Source organism: Streptomyces naganishii JCM 4654, from assembly GCF_014650575.1.
Taxonomy (GTDB): Bacteria; Actinomycetota; Actinomycetes; order Streptomycetales; family Streptomycetaceae; genus Streptomyces; species Streptomyces naganishii.
Genome location: NZ_BMVF01000002.1, coordinates 21,693 through 40,593 on the forward strand (window position 1 = coordinate 21,693; position 18,901 = coordinate 40,593).

The window sequence follows — 18,901 nt, forward strand, 5'->3', positions numbered from 1 at the left end:
GCCGCAAAGGTTGCGCAAACCCCCGGACGGCGGTGCCGGCGGGGGCCGGGCGTGCGGGGTGTCAGGGGTTGAGGCCCTTGCCGCGCAGCCACGTCATCGGGTCGACGGCGGTGGCCTGGCCGTTCGGGTGGACCTCGAGGTGCAGGTGCGGGCCGGTGACGTTGCCGGTGGCGCCGACGCGGCCGATGACCTCGCCCGTGCTGACCTTCTGCCCGACCGAGACGCTGATCGAGGACTGGTGGCAGAACCACAGCTCGGTGCCGTCGTCGAGGGTCAGGACCGTGCGGTAGCCGTAGGCGCCGGCCCAGCCGGCCTCGGTGACGGTGCCGCTGTGGATGGCCTTGATCAGGGTGCCGGTGGGCGCGGCGAAGTCCAGGCCGGTGTGGTAGCCGGAGGACCACATGGAGCCGGGCTGGCCGAAGGTCCCGGTGAGGGTGTACGAGGAAGTGGGCAGCGTGTACTGCTTGGCGAGCTCGGCCAGCCGGGCGGCCTCGGCCTTCTTCTCCGCCTCCGCCTCGGCCTGCTTCTTCGCGGCGGCGGCCTTGGCCTCCGCGTCCTTGGCCGCCTTGGCGGCGGCCTCGTCGGCGAGCTTCGCGGCGGCGGCCTCTGCGGCCGCCTCGGCCTTGGTGTCGACCTGGGACTGCTGCTGCTCGGCCTGGGCCATGATGCGGTTGCGCAGCGCCTCGCCCGCGTCGGCGGCGCCCTTGGCGTTGTCGGCGGTGGTCACGCCCACGGAGCTGAGCGCGGTCGCGGAGCCCTGCGGGGCGTCGTCGTGGGACTCGTCGAACAGCGAGCCCACGGAGGGCAGGTCGGGCAGGGATATGGACACCGGCGGCTTGCCGGTGTTGGCGCTGGCCATGCCGCCCGCGCCGACGGCGGCTATGACGCCGACGCCGAGGACCGTGGAGCTGCGGGCCAGCCCGCCGCCGCGCTGCTTGCTGACGCGGTGCCGGCCGCGTGCCGGGCGGAGGGACTCCTCGGTGGGGTTCCACTCCTCCCAGGGGCCCTCGTCGTCACGCCGGTCGCCGTAGGCGAAGGTCCCGGTCCGCTGGCTCGGCATGGACGGGGCTTGTGGGGCAGGCGGGTTGGACGCCACTCGGGCGCGCTCCTTTCCTTCCGTTTCGCCTACCGGGTTAGCTGACGGGTTCGGAGCGGGAAGGTCTCCTACGCGCGTAAAGCCAGCCGTGCCAACACGGCGGACAACGCCCGATTCACCCCAATTCGGTGGTTCCCCGGTTCCCTTGCGGGATTCGGCGCGTGCGCACGGAGCCGCCTTCTGTGACGGCTGGGACGACCGCGCTGCGTTATCGAACGTTAATAGAGGGGAGGCACCGATTCCAAGCCGTTCGGCTTGATCCTTAAACCTTTTTGGCCAGGACTTACCGTCCATGAGCGGCGAAACCCGGGTGAGTTGACAAGAGTCCGGTAACGAACGGGCCACCCCGCCGCCGTACGGCGAGAAGCGCCATGTCGTCCGTCATCCCGCCCCCGCAGTGCCGCGCACCTCCGCCGCGAGGGCGGCGAGCAGGGCGTGGGGATCGCCGAACGCACGGCCCGCGAGGCGGAGTTCGGGGTCTTAGAAGGGAGCACCGCGGCCCGGCTGGACAGCAGCGGCGCGGCGACGAGGGGGGACGCGGTGAGGCTCGCGGGGGTGAGGCGGTCGTAGCAGGCACCGGCGAGGAGCAGCAGCGCGGGCAGGAACCGGACGGTTGCGCGGGCCGAGGCCCCGGCGGAGCTGAGCCGCCACCACCGGCCTGCGGCCGGGAGGCCGTCCGCGGCGCGCATCTCCATTTCGCTGCCGCCGTCCAGGTTTCCCGCAGCGGGCGCGGACAGCGAGTCGGTGTGGCCGTCCGGATGACAAGGTGTGACGAGGGACACGCCTGATGAGGGCCCGCGCACCGGCCGAAGGCACCCGGACGGCCCCGGACGGCCAGGGAAAACGTCCAGGGCCGGAATCCTTGATCGGATTCCGGCCCTGGGCCTTCAGTAGCGGGGACAGGATTTGAACCTGCGACCTCTGGGTTATGAGCCCAGCGAGCTACCGAGCTGCTCCACCCCGCGTCGTTGTGATTCCAGTGTACGCCATGTTCGGGGGCGCTCGCGCCCACATAAACGCCGGCCGGTCCGCTCAGCCCACGAGGTGCCGGTTCGGCTCCTTGGCGGCCTCCTCGAACTCCGGTACGACGACGACCTCCGCGCCCCCGGCCGCCAGCACTCCGGTCCCGTCGGCGCCCTGGACGAAGGTGTCCGGCTCACGCCACGCGGTGACCACTCTCCTCACGCCGGCGTCCAGAATCAGCCGGGCGCACGGGCGCGGGCGGGAGGCGCGTCGGGCGCACGGTTCGAGGCTGCTGTAGACGGTGGCTCCCGCGAGCCGCGCATCGGCGGGGTCGACCTTGGCGAGGGCTGCCTCCTCGGCGTGCGTGACCGGGTCGCCGGCCTCCCGGGAGTGTCCCCGCGCCAGCTCGGTGCCGTCCGCGGCGACGACCACCGCGCCCACGCTGAACGCGGTCCGCGACGGCGGGCACTGCGCGGCCAGCTCGCAGGCGACGCGCAGCCAGTGCCGGTCGGCGGGGACGGCGAGGGACCCGGTGCCGGGGGCGGTGGGCTCGTAGCGCATGAGGACCACGTCCTCGATGACGCGGGTCTCCACCAGCCGCAGCCGTCCTCCTTGGTACTCCCCCGGCCCGAACAGCCGGGGCGCCTTCGCGTCCCCGACGAACAGCGGGGCGAGCACGAGCTGCACCTCGTCCGCGAGGCGCTGCTGGAGCAGCTGGGTGTGGACGGTCCCGCCGCCCTCGACCATGAGCCGGCGCACGCCGAGCACGTCGTGCAGGTGCTCCAGGAGCCGCGCCCAGTCCAGCGCGGCGCCCAGCGGCACGACCTCGGCGGCGATCCCGGCCTCGCGCAGCCGGCGCGCGCCGGCGTCGGTCGTGTAGACCGCCTTGTCCCCGCCGGTGTGCCAGAAGACCGCGTCCGGGTCCAGCTCTCCGGAGGCGCTGACCGTCACCTTCAGCGGGTACTCCGGCTTCCCGGCGGCCACGCGGGCGGCGCGCCGCCCGGGCGAGTTCACCAGCAGCCGCGGGTTGTCGGCGCGCAGGGTGCCGGCGCCGACCAGGATCGCGTCCACGGACGCCCGCACCTCGTCGACGCGGTCGAAGTCGGCGGGCGAGGAGAGCAGCAGCCGCTCGGGCCCGGTGTCGTCCAGATACCCGTCGAGGGAGACGGCGGCGGACAGCAGGACGTAGGGACGGGGCATCGGCGCGCTCTCTCTGGCCAGACAGGTGACACCCCCATCCTCCCGGCCCACCGCGGGCCCGGGAAACCGGGGGCGAGCCGGAGGGCCCGGCAGCGCGGTCCCGCGGCGGCTCGGGCGGTCCCCGGCGGTCCTCGGCGGAGTCAGGCGGTGGCTTCGATGGTCGTCGGCTGGGACACCTCGAAGCCGGTCACCTCAAGCTCTTGATTCGACACATTTCTATGTTGACGTTTCTCGATTCAAGACGCAAGGTTGCATCAATGGACGTCGATACAGGCGGTTCCGGGCCACCGGCATGCCCCGTCACCTGGGAGTGAGTCATGAGTGAGCAGTCCACCGACCTGCGCGAGACCGTCCGCCGGCGCTACGCCGCCGCAGCCGTGAAGGTGACCGAGGGCGGTGCCGCGTGCTGCGGGCCGCAGCCGGTCGAGGTCGACGCGGACTTCGGCTCGGCCCTGTACGCCGCCGAGGAGCGCGACGCGCTGCCCGCCGAGGCGGTCGCCGCGTCCCTCGGCTGCGGCAACCCGACCGCCGTGGCGGAACTGCGTGAGGGCGAACGCGTCCTCGACCTGGGCTCGGGCGGCGGCATCGACGTCCTGCTCTCCGCCCGGCGTGTCGGCCCCACCGGCAAGGCCTACGGGGTCGACATGACCGACGAGATGCTGGCCCTGGCGCTGGCCAACGCCGAGAAGGCGGGCGCGACGAACGTCGAGTTCCTCAGGGGCACCATCGAGTCCGTCCCGCTGCCCGCGAAGACCATCGACGTGGTGATCTCGAACTGCGTGATCAACCTGTCCGTCGACAAGGCCGCCGTGTTCGCCGAGGCCTTCCGCGTCCTCAGGCCCGGCGGCCGCATCGGCGTCTCCGACGTCGTCGCCGACGACACCCTCACGCCCGAACAGCGGGCCGAGCGAGGCGACTACGCCGGCTGCGTCGCCGGCGCGCTCTCCTTCGCCGAGTACCGCGCGGGGCTGGAGGCCGCCGGGTTCACGGACGTCGAGATCGTGCCGGCCCACCCGGTCGCCGACGGAATGCACTCGGCGGTCGTCCGGGCCACCAAGCCTCCGGTGGCCGATGCCGGAGCCGATGCCGGGGACACGGCCGCCACCTGTTGCGGCGTCAACGCCTGCTGCACTTCTGCCGAGTCGGCGGCCGACCCGTCCCGGACCGTCACCGGGGCCAAGGCGGCGTCGGGCTGCGGCTGCACCGGCTGAGCGCGCGAACGCGAAACGGACTCGGCGCCCGGCCGGCCGAAACCGGCCCGGGCGCCGCGCGGCTGGCGGAGGGACCGGCCCTCCGTCCGCATCCGTAGGCCCTGTGGGACTCGAACCCACAACCAATGGATTAAAAGTCCACTGCTCTGCCAATTGAGCTAAGGGCCCAGGCGATGTCGCCTCCCCGAGCATAGCCGGACGAGGCCGGGTCTCCGATCGGGTATCGGAGTGCCGGGCCGGAAGTGTGCCGTACGGGTCAGGGGTCGGCCGGGTCGGGGGCGCTCGCGCCCGTGCCCGCAGCCGGGTCCGCGTCCGCAGCCGCGTCCGCGGCCGGGCCCGTCCGGGCACCGACGCCCGCGCGGGTCGCCTCCCGGGCCAGGGTGCGTTCGTGGGTCGGGTTGAGGAACCAGTGGCGGGCCGAGGCGAGCCACCAGGTGGTGGCGAAGCCGAGGACGACCAGGACCGCCACCGGGGCGTAGTTGAAGGTCTCCCAGGTGACCGGGGAGACCTGGGGGAGCATGAAGAGGATCGTGATCGCGCCGACCCAGGCCACCGCGATCACGCCGATCGTCCGCGACCAGCGGCCCAGGTGCCAGGGCCCGCGTTCGAAGTCGTCGCCCCGGCGCACCCGCAGCAGGGTCGGGACGACGTAGGCGATGTAGAGGCCGATGACCGCGATCGACGTCACGGCCGCGTAGGCGGTCACGTTGATCAGGTAGGGCAGGCCGAGGACGAGGGCGCCCAGGGCCGCGAGCCACACCGCCGCCACGGGGGTGCGCGTGCGCGGGCTGACCGTGTGCCAGACGTGGGAGTAGGGCAGGGCGCCGTCGCGCGAGAAGGCGTAGATCATACGGCTGTTGGCGGTGACCGAGGCCATGCCGCAGAACAGCTGGGCGCCGACGACCACCAGGAGCAGCAGCTTGCCCGCCGTGGCGCCGAGGGCGTCCAGGAGGATCTGGGCGGGCGGCGCGCCGGTCGGGGAGGCGAGCTCCTTGTCGTAGGACTGGATGGCGAAGGTGAAGCCCAGCAGGAGGACGAAACCGGCGATCCAGGAGGTCCAGATGGAGCGGACGATGCCCTTGGGGCCGGCCGTGGCGGCGTCGTGGGTCTCCTCCGTCATGTGGGCGGAGGCGTCGTAGCCGGTGAAGGTGTACTGGGCCATCAGCAGGCCGAGCAGGACGACGTACACCCCGCTGCCCCAGCCGGTGTTGTCGACGAACTTCGTGAACACGAAGGACGCCGACTGGTGGTGGTCGGGTACGAAGGCAAGCGCGCCGACGATCACCGCGACGCCCAGCACGTGCCACCACACGCTGACGCTGTTGAGGAAGGCGACGATGCGCACCCCGAAGGTGTTCAGCAGGCCGTGCAGCACCAGGATCGCCGAGAAGAGCAGCACGGTGCGGCCCGGGGTGACCTCGAAGCCGAACTGGAGGTTGAGGTAGGCGCCGAGGAAGGAGGCCGCGCCGAAGTCGATGCCGGCCGTCACCGCCACCTGCCCCAGCACGTTGAACCAGCCCGTGAACCAGGCCCAGGCGGCGGCCGAGCGCGGCGGCGCCAGCCGATGCGCCCAGAAGTACAGCCCCGCCGAGGTCGGGTACGCCGAGCAGATCTCGGCCATCGACAGCCCGACGAACAGCGTCATCAGGCCGACGCCCACCCAGCCCCACGTGATCACGGCGGGGCCGCCGGTGTTCATGCCGAAGAGGTAGAGGGTCAGGCAGCCGGAGAGGACGGAGATGATCGTGAAAGAGACCGCGTAGTTGGCGAACGCCGACATGCGGCGGGCGAGGACCTGCGTGTAGCCGAGCTGGGCAAGCCGTTCCTCGTCCGACAGCCCACCGCTGGAGCCCGTTCTGGCGTCATCTGTCATGCCCCCAGCAATTCCCTTGCCGGGGGCGTGACATGCGTCACTCGCGGACCGGTGTCAGCGCGTCAGCCGTTGCGCTTCAGCGCGTCAGCCGTTGCGCTTCCAGCGCGTCAGCCGTTGCGCTTCCAGCGCGGCTTGTCCTCGCGGCGGCCGAAGGAGCCGCCACCGCGGTGGTCGTCGCGGCGGCCGTACGGGCGGTCGTGGCCGCCGGTACGGAAGCCGGGGCGCTCGCCCTGACGGTCACGGTTGAACGGACGGTCGCTGCCGCGGTGCCCGCCGCGCTCGTCGCGCCGGGCCGGACGGTCGTCCCTGCGGAAGCCGCCGCGCTCGTCCCTGCGGTCGAAGGAGCGGGGGGCGCGGTCGCGGTCACGGTCGCGGTTGAAGCCGCCCCGGTCGTCGCGCCGGTCGTCGCGCCGGTCGTCACGGCGCTCGAAGGAACGGCCACCACGGTCGTCACGGCGGAACCCACGGTCCCGGTCACGGTCCCGGTCCCGGTCGAAGGAGCGCGGGGCGCGGTCGCGGTTGAAACCGCCCCGGTCGTCACGGCGGTCGTCACGGCGCTCGAAGGAACGACCACCACGGTCGTCACGGCGGAACCCACGGTCCCGGTCACGGTCCCGGTCCCGGTCGAAGGAGCGCGGTGCCCGGTCGCGGTCACGCTCGCCCCGGTCGTCGCGGCGCTCACGGCGGTCGTACGACGACGAACCCGCCGTACGCTCCTCACGCTCGCCCCGCTCGAAACGCTCGCCCCGCTCCGCGCGGTCGACGTCCTGCGCCGCCGGCTGCTCGGGCACCGACACCTCGGCCACCCGCTCGACGACGGTCTCGTCCGCCGCCTGGGCCACCGCGGCCTCCGGGTCCTCGCCGCGCTCGCGGGCGGCCCGGGCGACCAGCCGGTCGGACTCCTCGCGCAGCTCGGCCGCGCGCCGCTGCGCCCGCTCCAGCTGCTTGGTCAGGTGCGCGACCTCGCGCTCGGCCTGCTGCGCGGCGTTGGCCGCCGACTCGGCCTGCACCTCGGTCATCGACCGGGCGCCGGTGATCTCGGCGACCTCCGGGTCGAAGGTGGCGCCGCCCTGGATGATGTGGCGCGAGGCGTCCACGCCCGCGTCCTCCATGAGGCGGAAGATCTGGCGCCGCTGGTGCGGCAGCGCGAGCGACACGACCGTGCCGGTGCGGCCGGCGCGGGCCGTGCGGCCGGCGCGGTGCAGGTAGTCCTTGTGGTCGCCGGCCGGGTCGACGTTCAGGACCAGGTCGATGCCGTCGACGTGGATGCCGCGCGCGGCGACGTCCGTGGCGACCAGGACGTTGACGTAACCGTCCTTGAAGTCGGCCAGGGTCCGGGTGCGGGCGCCCTGGGTCATGCCGCCGTGCAGCGCGTCGGCCTTGGCGCCGGCGTCGCGCAGCTGTTCGGCCACCCGGTCGGCACCGAGCTGGGTGCGCACGAAGATGATGGTGCGGCCCTTGCGGGAGGCGATGGCAGCGGTGACCGGCGCCTTGTCCTTGGGCTTCACGATCAGGATGTGGTGCGACATGGTCGTCACCGCGCCCTGCGCCGCGTCCACCTCGTGCGAGACGGGGTCGTTCAGGTAGCGGTCGACGAGGGTCTTGATCTCGTTCTCCATGGTCGCGGAGAACAGCATGCGCTGGCCGCCCGCCGGGACCTGGTCGAGCAGTTCGGTGACCTCGGGCAGGAAGCCCAGGTCGGACATCTGGTCGGCCTCGTCGAGCACGGCGATCCGCACGTCCTCGAGCGAGCAGGCCCCGCGGTTGATGATGTCGCGCAGGCGGCCCGGGGTGGCGACGAGGATGTCGACGCCCTTCTCCAGGGCGTAGATCTGGTTGCCCATGGAGGTGCCGCCGCAGACGACCTTCATCTTCAGGCCGACGACGTCGCCGTAGGGCTGGAGCGCGTCGGCGACCTGCATCGCGAGCTCACGGGTCGGGGTGAGGATCACGGCGCGCGGCTTGTGCTTCTGGGTGCGGCCGCCGGCCAGCGTGGCCAGGGTCGGCAGGCCGAAGGACAGGGTCTTGCCGGAGCCGGTGCGGCCGCGGCCCAGGATGTCCTTTCCGGCCAGGGCGTCCGGGATGGTCGCGGCCTGGATCGGGAAGGGGACCGTCACGCCGTTCTGCGCGAGCTTGCGCACGACGGCCTCGGGCAGGCCGAGGTCGGAGAACGTCATCTCGGGAGCCTCGGCGGCCGCCTCGACGGTCTCGGGGGACCCGGAGGTCTCCGTGACCTCGGCGACGTCGGCGTTCTCGGGCACGACGACGTGATCAGTACTGGCAATGGACATGCGAATGCGAAACCTTCCGGAGTCTCGTCGGCACGCGCCCGTCAACTCCGTGTTTCGATTCACGACCGCCTCGATGCGGTCCGCCACGGCAAGGGAGAGTACGCGCCACACGGCGCGCTCTGCGTGGGCGCCGGGCAAATGGGATCAAACGATCTACCACCATACGCACTCCGCACCCCCGAAGGCAAACCAGCACCATACCCCCAGGTCAGCGGCCCGGCCCACGCCTCACGCGCTCAGGTCCGCCGACCACGTGACCGGCCCGGCGCCGGCTCCCGGTGTTCCAGCTGCGGACCCGGCCCCTCGTGCGCCGAGGAGGACGGTGCGGCCACCGTCGGATCGGGCGAGGGCGGCTGGGTGGGCGGCGAGTCCGGCGACGGCTCCGAGGCGGCGGAGGTCTGCGGCGGCGCCGGCACCGCCTGCGTGGGCGTCGGATCGCCCGCCTTCGGCGGCACCCCGCGCTTGCCCGTCGGCACGCCGGACGCGCTGCCCGCCGCGGACGGCGAGGCCGAGGCGGACGGCGACTCGCCGCCCTTGCCCTTCCCGCCGTGCCCGTGCTTGCCGTCGCCGGCGCCGCCGGCGTGCCCCGCGCCGCCGCCGGACACCCCCGGCCCGCCCATCCCGCCCTCACCGGCCCGCTGACCCGCGGAGTGCGACGGCCGGGCCCCGCCGTCAACGGCCCCGCCCACGCTCACGCAGCCGGCGGCGGTGGCGACGACGGCGGCCGCGGCGGCGAGACGGACGGACACGTACAAGGGGCGCACGGAAGCCACCTCCGGAGTGAAGAAGTCACCGTGCCCAACTCCCTTCACCCACAAGAGGACACGCGACCGCCCCCGCGGACCTCCGCCACGGCCCGGCGCAGCCCGGTCCGGCACCCTCGGCCCGGCCCAACCGGCCGGGCCGGTCCCGGCCCTCAGCCGTACCCGAGTGCGTGCAGCCGTGCATCGTCGATCCCGAAGTGGTGGGCGATCTCGTGCACCACGGTCACCTCGGTCTCCGCCACCACGTCCTCGCGCGTCTCGCACATCCGCAGCGTCGGCCCCCGGTAGACGGTGATCCGGTCGGGCAGCACGCCCGCGTACCACTCGCCCCGCTCCGTCAGCGGTGTCCCCTCGTACAGCCCGAGCAGCTCGGGATCGTCGGCGGGCGGTTCGTCCTCGACGAACACCGCGACGTTGTCCATCAGCCGCGTCAGCTCCCGCGGGATCCGGTCGAGGGCCTCGGCGACCAGTTCCTCGAACTCCTCGCGCGTCATCTCCAGCACACCGCCATTGTCCGGTACGGGCCCCCGGACCGACCCCCCTCCCGTGCCGCGCATATCCCGTGCCCCCCATGGGCATACGCGACCAATGGCCCGCCGCCGTCCGCCCCGCCCCCAGCCCGCTCTCACCCTCACCCCCCAGCCCCACCCCTGGGTCCGCGCCCTCGGCATGGTCACCGTGGTCGTCGTCGGCGCCTGGCTCGGCCTGCTGATCGTCGGCAACGTGCGCGTGCCCGTGGGCCCCATGAACACGACGATGACCCTGCGCCCCTCCCTCAGCGGCGGCACCAAGATCAACGTCTCCCCGCTGGGCGCCCTCCAGCTGGACAGCCACCAGGCCCCGGTCCGCCTGGACGTGAACGTCGACCAGCTCGACCCTGAACGCTCCCAGGCCCTGGTCGACCACCCCGAACGCATCTCCGGCCTCCAGGACGAGGTGGTGCGCGACGTCGAGCACGGCACGCTCGATCTGGCCCTCCGCTCCTGCGTGGCCGTGGTCTCCGGCGCCACCGCCCTCGGCCTCGCGGTCTACCGCCGCCCCCGCCGCGCCCTCGCCGCCGGCGGCCTGGCCCTCGCCCTCCTCGGCGCCTCCGGGGCGACGGCGTACGCCACCTGGAACCCCAAGTCGGTCCTCGAACCCCGGTTCTCCGGCCTGCTCTCCTCCGCGCCCTCGCTGGTGGGCAACGCGCGCAGCATCGTCACCGAGTTCGACGTCTACCAGAAGGAGCTGGCCCGTCTGGTCACCAACGTGACCAAGCTCTACGACGTCACCTCCACGCTCCCCGCCTACCAGCCCGACCCCACGACCATCCGGGTCCTGCACGTCTCCGACATCCACCTCAACCCGGCGAGCTGGAAGATCATCGCCTCGCTGGTGAAGCAGTACGACGTCAACGTGATCGTCGACTCCGGCGACACCATGGACCACGGCACGGCCGCGGAGAACGGCTTCCTGGACCCGGTCAAGGACCTGGGCGTCCCCTACGTCTGGGTCCGGGGCAACCACGACTCGGCGACCACCCAGCGCTACCTGGAGCGCATGAAGAACGTGCACGTCCTGGACGACGGCCGCGCCGAGACCGTGGGGGGTCTGCGTTTCGCGGGCATCGGCGATCCGCAGTTCACCCCCGACCGCTCGGTCACGTCCGGCGGTGACGCGGCGGAGCAGATGGCCGGCACCCGCCTCGCCTCCGCGCTGCGCGAGCAGCGGGCCAAGGGAACCCCCGTCGACATCGCCGTCGCCCACGAACCCGCGGCGGCGCGCGAGACCGACGGCACCGTGCCGCTCGTCCTGTGCGGCCACCTGCACCACGAGGACATGAAGATCCTGAAGTACGGCACCCGGCTGCGCATGGAGGGCTCCACGGGCGGCAGCGGCCTGCGCGCCGTCGAGCACCAGTACCCGGCCCCGATAGAGGCCTCGATCCTCTACTTCGACCGGGACGGCCGCCACCTCCAGGCCTGGGACGAGATCAAACTGGGCGGTCTGGGCCTGACGACGGCCGAGGTCAGCCGCCACCTCCCCAAGGACAACCAGCCGGGCGCCACCCGGGCCCCCTCCTCGCCCTCCCCGTCCAGGCCATAAACGGTTTTGGCGATACCCCTCGCCATCCCATATGCTTCTCACGTCCCCGACGCGCTGAGAAGCGCCCAGGCGGGCCGATAGCCCTCATCGTCTAGCGGCCTAGGACGCCGCCCTTTCAAGGCGGTAGCACGGGTTCGAATCCCGTTGGGGGCACGCAAGACCGTGTGCGACACTGTCGTACGCAGCGCTTGGTCCTGTGGAGCAGTTTGGAGTGCTCGCCACCCTGTCAAGGTGGAGGCCGCGGGTTCAAATCCCGTCAGGACCGCTGAGGTTTCACGTGAAACCTCGTGGCTGGGTAGCTCAGTTGGTACGAGCGTCCGCCTGAAAAGCGGAAGGTCGCCGGTTCGACCCCGGCCCCAGCCACCGCCAAGGCCCCGATCTCCGGATCGGGGCCTTTTGCATGCCCAGCCTGCCCACCCTGCCCACGCCTCCCCAGAGGTCGCCGTACCGGCACGGGCGCCGTGGAGCAAATCATTCGCCTGCGTTTTCCCCGAGGTGAGATCCTGGGTCGCATATGTCTACGCACCCCGCCCCCGCTCTTGGCCCCCTCGCCGCTCGCCTGGACGAGTTGTCGCTGCGCGACGCGCACCGGCTCGGTCGCAGGCTCGAAGGCGCGCGCAAGATCCGCAAGGCGGAGGCGCGTGCCGCCGTGCTCGCCGAGATCGAGGGCGAGGTCGGGAAGGCCGAGGAGCGCATGGCCGGCCGGCGCTCACGCGTTCCCGCGGTCAGCTACCCCGAGCAGCTGCCGGTCAGCCAGAAGAAGGCCGAGATCGCGGACGCCATCCGCGATCACCAGGTCGTGATCGTGGCCGGTGAGACCGGGTCGGGAAAGACCACGCAGATCCCGAAGATCTGCATGGAGCTCGGCCGGGGCGTGCGCGGCATGATCGGCCACACCCAGCCCCGCCGGATCGCCGCCCGCACGGTCGCCGAACGCGTGGCGGAGGAGCTGAACACACCGCTCGGCGAGGCCGTCGGCTGGAAGGTGCGGTTCACCGACCAGGTGGACCCGGACGCCACCTTCATCAAGCTGATGACGGACGGCATCCTGCTCGCGGAGATCCAGACCGACCGCGAGCTGCGCGCCTACGACACGATCATCATCGACGAGGCCCACGAGCGGTCGCTCAACATCGACTTCCTGCTGGGCTACCTGGCCCAGCTGCTGCCGAAGCGGCCCGACCTCAAGGTCGTCATCACCTCGGCCACCATCGATCCCGAACGGTTCTCGCGCCACTTCGGCGACGCCCCGATCGTCGAGGTCAGCGGACGGACGTATCCGGTGGAGGTGCGCTACCGGCCGCTGCTGGAGGAGGATGGCGACGACGCCGACCGGGACCAGATCACGGCGATCACCGACGCCGTCGAGGAACTGATGGGCGAGGGGTCCGGGGACATCCTCGTGTTCCTCTCCGGTGAGCGGGAGATCCGCGACACCGCCGACGCGCTCAACAAGAAGCAGTACAGGTTCACCGAGGTGCTGCCGCTGTACGCGCGGCTCTCCCACGCCGAGCAGCACCGCGTCTTCCAGCCGCACACCGGCCGCAGGATCGTTCTGGCGACCAACGTCGCCGAGACCTCCCTCACCGTGCCCGGCATCAAGTACGTCATCGACCCCGGCTTCGCCCGTATCTCCCGCTACAGCCACCGCACCAAGGTGCAGCGCCTGCCCATCGAGCCCATCTCGCAGGCCAGCGCCAACCAGCGCAAGGGCCGCTGCGGACGCACCTCGGACGGCATCTGCGTCCGGCTGTACTCCGAGGACGACTTCCTGTCCCGGCCGGAGTTCACCGACGCCGAGATCCTGCGCACCAACCTCGCCTCCGTCATCCTGCAGATGACCGCGGCCGGGCTCGGCGAGATCGAGAAGTTCCCGTTCATCGACCCGCCGGACCACCGCAACATCCGCGACGGCGTGCAACTCCTCCAGGAGCTGGGCGCGCTCGACCCGGCCCAGAAGGACCCCCGCAAGCGGCTCACCCAGACCGGCCGCAAGCTGGCTCAGCTGCCCGTCGACCCCCGTCTGGCCCGCATGGTCCTGGAGGCGGACCGCAACGGCTGTGTGCGCGAGGTCATGGTGATCGCCGCCGCGCTGTCCATCCAGGACCCGCGCGAGCGCCCCGCCGACAAGCAGACCCAGGCCGACCAGCAGCACGCCCGCTTCCGCGACGAGACCAGCGACTTCCTCGCCTTCCTCAACCTGTGGCGCTATGTGCGCGAGCAGCAGAAGGAGCGGGGCTCCTCGTCCTTCCGCCGCATGTGCAAGCAGGAGTTCCTCAACTTCCTGCGCATCCGCGAATGGCAGGACATCTACACCCAGCTGCGCACGGTCGCCAAGCAGATGGGCATCCACCTCAACGAGCAGGACGCGCCCGCGGACCGGATCCACGTCTCCCTCCTCGCCGGCCTGCTCTCGCACATCGGCATGAAGGACGTGAAGGAGTCCAAGGACGCCAAGGACTCCGGCCCGGGCGCCCGCAAGGACGGCGGCCGGGGCGAGTACCTGGGCGCCCGCAACGCCAAGTTCGCGATCTTCCCCGGCTCGGCGCTGTTCAGGAAACCGCCGCGGTTCGTGATGTCGGCCGAACTCGTCGAGACCTCCCGGCTGTGGGCCCGCGTCAACGCGAGGATCGAGCCCGAGTGGGTCGAGCCGCTCGCCGGCCACCTGCTCAAGCGGACGTACAGCGAACCGCACTGGGAGAAGGACCAGGCGGCGGTGATGGCGTACGAGAAGGTGACGCTGTACGGCGTGCCGATCGTAGCCCAGCGGAAGGTGAACTACGGGCGGATCGACCCCGAGGTCAGCCGCGAACTTTTCATTCGCAACGCGCTCGTCGAGGGCGACTGGCGTACGCACCACAAGTTCTTCGCCGACAACCGCAAGCTGCTCAGCGAGGTCGAGGAGCTGGAGCACCGGGCCCGGCGGCGGGACATCGTCGTCGACGACGAGACGCTGTTCGACTTCTACGACCAGCGGGTGCCCGAACACGTCGTCTCCGGCGCCCACTTCGACTCCTGGTGGAAGCGCAAGCGGCAGGAGCAGCCGGACTTCCTGGACTTCGAGCGGGAGATGCTGATCCGGGAGTCGGCGGAGGCGGTCACCAAGGCCGACTATCCCGACTCCTGGCGGCAGGGGCCGCTGAAGTTCCGGGTGACCTACCAGTTCGAGCCGGGCGCGGACGCGGACGGCGTGACGGTGCACATCCCGTTGCAGGTCCTCAACCAGGTCACCGACGAGGGCTTCGACTGGCAGATCCCGGGCCTGCGCGAGGAGGTCGTCACCGAGCTGATCCGCTCCCTGCCCAAGCCGGTCCGCCGCAACTACGTGCCCGCGCCCAACTACGCCAAGGCGTTCCTGGAGCGCGCGGTGCCGCTCCAGGAACCGCTGACCACCACCATGGCGCGCGAGCTGAAGCGGATGGTGGGGGTGCCGTTCGAGGCCGAGGACTTCGACTGGTCGAAGGTCCCCGACCACCTGAAGATCACCTTCCGGATCGTCGACGAGCGGCGCCGCAAGCTGGCCGAGGACAAGGACCTCGAGGCGCTGAGGCTCAAGCTGCGCCCCAAGGCCCGCCAGGCCCTCTCGCAGGCCGCCGCGGCCACCGCGGAGCGGCAGGGCGGCGAGTCGCTGGAGCGCCGTGGGCTGACCGACTGGACCATCGGCACGCTCACCCGCGTGTTCGAGACCCGCCGGGCCGGGCAGCCGGTGAAGGCCTACCCGGCGCTCGTCGACGACGGTCCGGCCGCCGGCACGGTCTCCGTACGGCTCTTCGACACCGAGGCCGAGCAGGCCGAGGCCATGTGGAAGGGCACGCGCCGGCTCATCCTGCGCAACATCCCGGTGAATCCGGCGAAGTTCGCGTCCGAGAAGCTGACCAACCAGCAGAAGCTGGCGCTGTCGTCGAACCCGCACGGCTCGGTCCAGGCGCTGTTCGAGGACTGCGCGACGGCCGCGGCGGACAAGCTGATCGCGGACTTCGGCGGGCCGGTGTGGGACGAGGAGTCGTACCGCAAGCTCTACGACAAGGTGCGCGCGGAGATCGTGGACGTGACCGTGCGGACGGTGGGCCAGGTGCAGCAGGTGCTGGCCGCCTGGCAGGCCTGCGAGCGCCGTCTGAAGGCGGTACGCAGCCCCGCGCTGCTGCCGAACCTGGCGGACGTGCGGGCGCAGCTCGACGGCCTGGTGCGGCCCGGCTTCGTGACGGAGGCGGGCATACGGCGGCTGCCGGACCTGATGCGCTATCTGGTCGCCGCCGACCGCCGCCTCCAGCAGATGCCGACGGGGGTCCAGCGGGACACCACGCGCATGGAGAAGGTCCGGGAGATGCAGGACGAATACGCCTGGCTGCTGGAGCAGATGCCGCAGGGCCGGCCGGTGCCGTCCGCGGTGCTGGACGTGCGCTGGATGATCGAGGAACTGCGGGTGAGCTACTTCGCCCACGCGCTGGGGACGGCGTACCCGGTCTCGGACAAGCGGATCGTGAAGGCGATCGACGCGCTGGCCCCGTGAGCCGTGACCGGTGACGGACCCCGCACCCTGAGTGAGTTCGACCCGGCGGCCCGCCTCCTGTACAGTCTCTTCTCGCAGCGCAACGCACGAATCGCGCCGCGAAACCAGGTCCTGTGGAGCAGTTTGGAGTGCTCGCCACCCTGTCAAGGTGGAGGCCGCGGGTTCAAATCCCGTCAGGACCGCAGCGAAGAAAACGAAGGCCCGCACCCGGCAACGGGGGCGGGCCTTCGGCATGTCGGCCTCCGGCCGGAGTGGCCCTGTTGCGACGGCTGTTGGGTCTCGGGGCGGGCGGGGTGCGGGACCGGCCGCCGGGGGCCCGGTGGCGTGTCGGGGTGTCTTGACGGGGTCACATTCCCTCGGTACCCAGGGAACAGGGCCCGTTCCCGTACGGTCCGCTGGAGGTGGCGTATGGCGGCATCGGCATCGGCCAGGCACGAGACCCGGGCACTGCTCCGCGCACATCTCGCGGCCGCTTCGTCGTACCGCCATCTCACCCGCCACTGTCCGGTCTGCCGTCACCTCCTGCGGCTGGCGATGGACAGCCCCCCACAGACGATCCCTCCCCAGACGATTCCTCCACAGGCGATCCCCCCGCAGACGGCCCAGGCGGTCCCGACAGCTCAGGCGGTTCAGACAGCCCAGGCGGTCCAGACGGCCCTCGGCGCCTCCGACGGGCCGCAGGAGCCGGCCACGGCCGCCGAGAGCCCCTCGACCGCGTGAGCCCGCGTACGTACGACCGAAGCCTGCGGTCCCGAACTCCCGTGCGCTCGTGGGCCGGTGGAACCGGAACCTCCTCTAGCGCACAGCCGCCGTACGCAACAAGCGTCCCGGCATGTGACGGGTGTCACCGCATGAGTTTCTGACATCGCGGTACTTACGCCTGCCCTACAACCGGTCAATTTAATATGTGCAATTGCACCACTCGGCGGGCTGCTTCACAGGTGATCCGACAGCCCTCCCCAGACTCCGACAAGCCCGCTCACGCAGCCGCCCGGGACACCGCCCAGGGCGGCGACCGCGCGCCCCCGCGCGCCCCCGCGCGCACAAAAAAGATCGCGCTGGACCCGGCGGAGTCCAGCGCGATCGACGACGCACCCGTGTTGATGTGCCTCAAAAGCTCTGACGGCTTGGGCGTGGGGCCTGTTGGGGCAGGTCCCGCGTCGCTTGGAGCTGCGGTTCCCGGACGTGTCGGCCAGTGGGGGACCAGCCGGTTTGCCCGGTTATGCGGTTGGTCAGGCCTCGCTGCGCTGCTGCGGGATGCCCGCGAGCAGAGCGCGGACCTCGGCCTCGCGGTAGCGGCGGTGCCCGCCGAGCGTGCGGATCGACGTGAGCTTGCCGGCCTTCGCCCAGCGCGTGACCGTCTTCGGGTCGACGCGGAACATGGTGGCGACCTCAGCCGGGGTCAGCAGCGGCTCGGCATCAGGGGTGCGAGCGGTCATGAGCGGCCTCCTCGGGAGAACCGAACCTTCTCGGTTCTTTCCTCTAAATTCTGCACCTTGACCCGCGTTGCCCGAAATGGCGGACGCGAGTCGAGTCGGTTATAGGACGAACGGCTTGTCCTCGGCACTACAACTACACCATCTGTCCAGCCGCGTCGGCCAAACCGATGGAATTGCCCTCCCAGGTGTTCATCAGCGACGGAAGCCGATGGACCATGCCATAGCGGACAGTCACGCCACTGTGACGATCAGTCACAGGGCGATCAGGAGGCACCAGACCCCCCAAAGCGTGCAATGCAGAGATTCCACCCTGAGCGGAGCATAGTTGGGCGGAAGGAGCCCTCCCCGGGCTCCTTGTCCTATTTTGGCATGGGGAGGGGCAAGTAGAGCAAGGGTCTTGTAAGTGCGGTCCGTCACCCTTGACGCAAACGCCCGGATCGGGGTCTACATCCCGTCAGCTCCCCGAAATGCCCTTGACCGTACGCTGTTCAAGCACGTCTCGGCCGTGACCCAGATCACTCCTGTCACGCCGTCAGTTCGCCGACCGCCGGTCGCGCACCGCCCGCCAGCGCTCCACGAGCCGCCCGTAGGCCTCGCCCGCCGCCTCCCCGTCGCCGTGGCGCAGCGCCTCGATGCCCGCGGCCACGTCCGCCGCCGAGTGGTCGCCCTCCAGCTCGCCCGCCGGGAGCACGTGCACCAGCCCGCCGTAGTCCAGCTCCACCAGCGAGCGCGGGTGGAACTCCTCCAGCCAGCGCCCGACGTCCACGAGACCGTCGATCAGCGGTCCCTCGTCGATGGCGTCCCTGAGCGCGCGCAGCCCCCGCGCGACCCGGCGCCGGGCCTGCACCATCGGCGTGCGGTAGCGCAGCAGCGGCGCCTCGCCGCCCAGGCCGCCGGCGTCGCCCGGGGCGCCGGAGCCCTTGACGTACTCGCGCTCGTCGTCGGAGACCAGCACGAACCAGTTGAGCGGCACCTGCCAGGTGGCGGTGCGGATCCAGGGGCGGGCGTCGGGGTTGTCGGTGAGCCAGCGCTCGTAGTCCTGGGCGGCCTGGCGCCGTACGACCGGGGGCAGCACCGCGTCCAGGACGACCGCCGGGAGCTCCTCGGCGAGCTCGTCCAGGGCCTGCCAGCCGCGCAGCCTGGTGCGCCAGGGGCAGACGCAGACCACCCCGTCGACGTCGAGCACGAACGCGTCCCGGCTCTCGTGCACCGGGACCGGCACGGGCGGGGTGGGCAGCAGGTCGGCCAGCGAGCGGCGCAGTTCGTCCTGGTAGGAGGGGCGGTCGGGGCGGCGGGCATAGCGGGCCCAGTGGCCGCGCTCGGGCTCCGGGAAGGCGGCCAGCGGCTCGTACACGCGCAAGTAGGCCGCGTACGGGACCACCACGGAGGACACCTTGGGCACGCCTGCTCCCTCCCCACGGGACCGGAGGCGAAACCCGACCGGTCCGCGCCCGGACGGACGGAAAACC

11 protein-coding genes, 6 tRNA genes, 1 pseudogene and 1 riboswitch are annotated in these 18,901 nt (G+C 71.6%); of the genes and pseudogenes, 8 read left to right on the forward strand and 10 right to left on the reverse strand.

The genetic code is table 11. The features are described 5' to 3' along the window. Positions 1–61: 61 nt before the first annotated feature. The 3 genes from IE217_RS02895 to IE217_RS02905 all read right to left on the reverse strand — a co-directional run bounded on the left by IE217_RS02895 (position 62) and on the right by IE217_RS02905 (position 3,259). On the reverse strand, positions 62–1,096 hold the full coding sequence (locus IE217_RS02895; RefSeq protein ID WP_190176106.1) for a M23 family metallopeptidase: 1,035 nt from the start codon (positions 1,094–1,096) through the stop codon (positions 62–64). An 11-nt stretch (positions 1,097–1,107) separates the two neighbouring features. Next, positions 1,108–1,266, reverse strand: a riboswitch (cyclic di-AMP (ydaO/yuaA leader). A 721-nt stretch (positions 1,267–1,987) separates the two neighbouring features. After that, positions 1,988–2,061 (reverse strand) — tRNA-Met (locus IE217_RS02900). A 67-nt stretch (positions 2,062–2,128) separates the two neighbouring features. Further along, positions 2,129–3,259, reverse strand: a complete 1,131-nt coding sequence (locus IE217_RS02905; protein ID WP_190176107.1) for a dihydrofolate reductase family protein — start codon at positions 3,257–3,259, stop codon at positions 2,129–2,131. A gap of 317 nt (positions 3,260–3,576) precedes the next feature. Here IE217_RS02905 and arsM point away from each other — a divergent pair, with 317 nt between their 5' ends. Continuing rightward, positions 3,577–4,470: an arsenite methyltransferase gene (gene arsM, locus IE217_RS02910; protein ID WP_190176108.1), complete on the forward strand. Its 894-nt coding sequence runs from the start codon at positions 3,577–3,579 to the stop codon at positions 4,468–4,470. 95 nt (positions 4,471–4,565) lie between these two features. Here the strand turns inward: arsM and IE217_RS02915 are convergent. From IE217_RS02915 to IE217_RS02935, 5 genes and pseudogenes are all read right to left on the reverse strand, one after another. Then, positions 4,566–4,638: transfer RNA gene (locus IE217_RS02915), tRNA-Lys, on the reverse strand. A gap of 163 nt (positions 4,639–4,801) precedes the next feature. After that, a pseudogene (locus tag IE217_RS02920) lies at positions 4,802–6,343 on the reverse strand (amino acid permease); the annotation flags it as partial. 107 nt (positions 6,344–6,450) lie between these two features. Then, a complete protein-coding gene (locus IE217_RS02925) occupies positions 6,451–8,634 on the reverse strand; it encodes a DEAD/DEAH box helicase (protein WP_190176109.1) in 2,184 nt (727 codons plus the stop codon). A gap of 236 nt (positions 8,635–8,870) precedes the next feature. Next, the gene (locus IE217_RS02930; RefSeq protein ID WP_190176521.1) at positions 8,871–9,398 is read right to left on the reverse strand and encodes a hypothetical protein; all 528 of its coding nucleotides are present in this window, start codon (positions 9,396–9,398) and stop codon (positions 8,871–8,873) included. 152 nt (positions 9,399–9,550) lie between these two features. Continuing rightward, complete coding sequence (locus IE217_RS02935; protein WP_190176110.1) at positions 9,551–9,901, reverse strand: metallopeptidase family protein; 351 nt, start codon at positions 9,899–9,901, stop codon at positions 9,551–9,553. Positions 9,902–9,986: 85 nt separating this feature from the next. Between IE217_RS02935 and IE217_RS02940 the strand changes: the two genes are divergently transcribed. From IE217_RS02940 to IE217_RS34455, 7 genes are all read left to right on the forward strand, one after another. Next, positions 9,987–11,483 (forward strand): metallophosphoesterase family protein, encoded by a 1,497-nt coding sequence (locus tag IE217_RS02940; protein ID WP_190176111.1) that lies wholly within the window; start codon positions 9,987–9,989, stop codon positions 11,481–11,483. Between the two features lie 80 nt (positions 11,484–11,563). After that, a tRNA-Glu gene (locus tag IE217_RS02945) sits at positions 11,564–11,636 on the forward strand. Positions 11,637–11,673: 37 nt separating this feature from the next. Then, a tRNA-Asp gene (locus tag IE217_RS02950) sits at positions 11,674–11,748 on the forward strand. 24 nt (positions 11,749–11,772) lie between these two features. Continuing rightward, positions 11,773–11,846: transfer RNA gene (locus IE217_RS02955), tRNA-Phe, on the forward strand. A gap of 151 nt (positions 11,847–11,997) precedes the next feature. After that, complete coding sequence (gene hrpA / locus IE217_RS02960) at positions 11,998–15,993, forward strand: ATP-dependent RNA helicase HrpA (RefSeq protein ID WP_190176112.1); 3,996 nt, start codon at positions 11,998–12,000, stop codon at positions 15,991–15,993. A 107-nt stretch (positions 15,994–16,100) separates the two neighbouring features. Beyond that, positions 16,101–16,175, forward strand: a tRNA-Asp gene (locus IE217_RS02965). A gap of 226 nt (positions 16,176–16,401) precedes the next feature. Next, complete coding sequence (locus IE217_RS34455; protein ID WP_229864998.1) at positions 16,402–16,713, forward strand: DUF6274 family protein; 312 nt, start codon at positions 16,402–16,404, stop codon at positions 16,711–16,713. A 512-nt stretch (positions 16,714–17,225) separates the two neighbouring features. On the opposite strand, the gene bldC is transcribed toward IE217_RS34455, so the two are convergent. Both bldC and IE217_RS02975 read right to left on the reverse strand, forming a co-directional pair. Continuing rightward, positions 17,226–17,432, reverse strand: coding sequence for a developmental transcriptional regulator BldC (gene bldC / locus IE217_RS02970; RefSeq protein WP_003949541.1), 207 nt, complete (start codon positions 17,430–17,432; stop codon positions 17,226–17,228). 532 nt (positions 17,433–17,964) lie between these two features. Beyond that, positions 17,965–18,834 (reverse strand): DUF8083 family protein, encoded by an 870-nt coding sequence (locus IE217_RS02975; protein ID WP_190176113.1) that lies wholly within the window; start codon positions 18,832–18,834, stop codon positions 17,965–17,967. Positions 18,835–18,901 lie beyond the last annotated feature (67 nt).

Bases quoted from the DNA above. Each gene is read 5' to 3' on its own strand.
- IE217_RS02905 (WP_190176107.1), bottom strand. From the start codon at position 3,259: ATGCCCCGTCCCTACGTCCTGCTGTCCGCCGCCGTCTCCCTCGACGGG.
- arsM (WP_190176108.1), top strand. From the start codon at position 3,577: ATGAGTGAGCAGTCCACCGACCTGCGCGAGACCGTCCGCCGGCGCTAC.
- IE217_RS02925 (WP_190176109.1), bottom strand. From the start codon at position 8,634: ATGTCCATTGCCAGTACTGATCACGTCGTCGTGCCCGAGAACGCCGAC.
- IE217_RS02940 (WP_190176111.1), top strand. From the start codon at position 9,987: ATGGCCCGCCGCCGTCCGCCCCGCCCCCAGCCCGCTCTCACCCTCACC.
- hrpA (WP_190176112.1), top strand. From the start codon at position 11,998: ATGTCTACGCACCCCGCCCCCGCTCTTGGCCCCCTCGCCGCTCGCCTG.
- IE217_RS34455 (WP_229864998.1), top strand. From the start codon at position 16,402: ATGGCGGCATCGGCATCGGCCAGGCACGAGACCCGGGCACTGCTCCGC.
- bldC (WP_003949541.1), bottom strand. From the start codon at position 17,432: ATGACCGCTCGCACCCCTGATGCCGAGCCGCTGCTGACCCCGGCTGAG.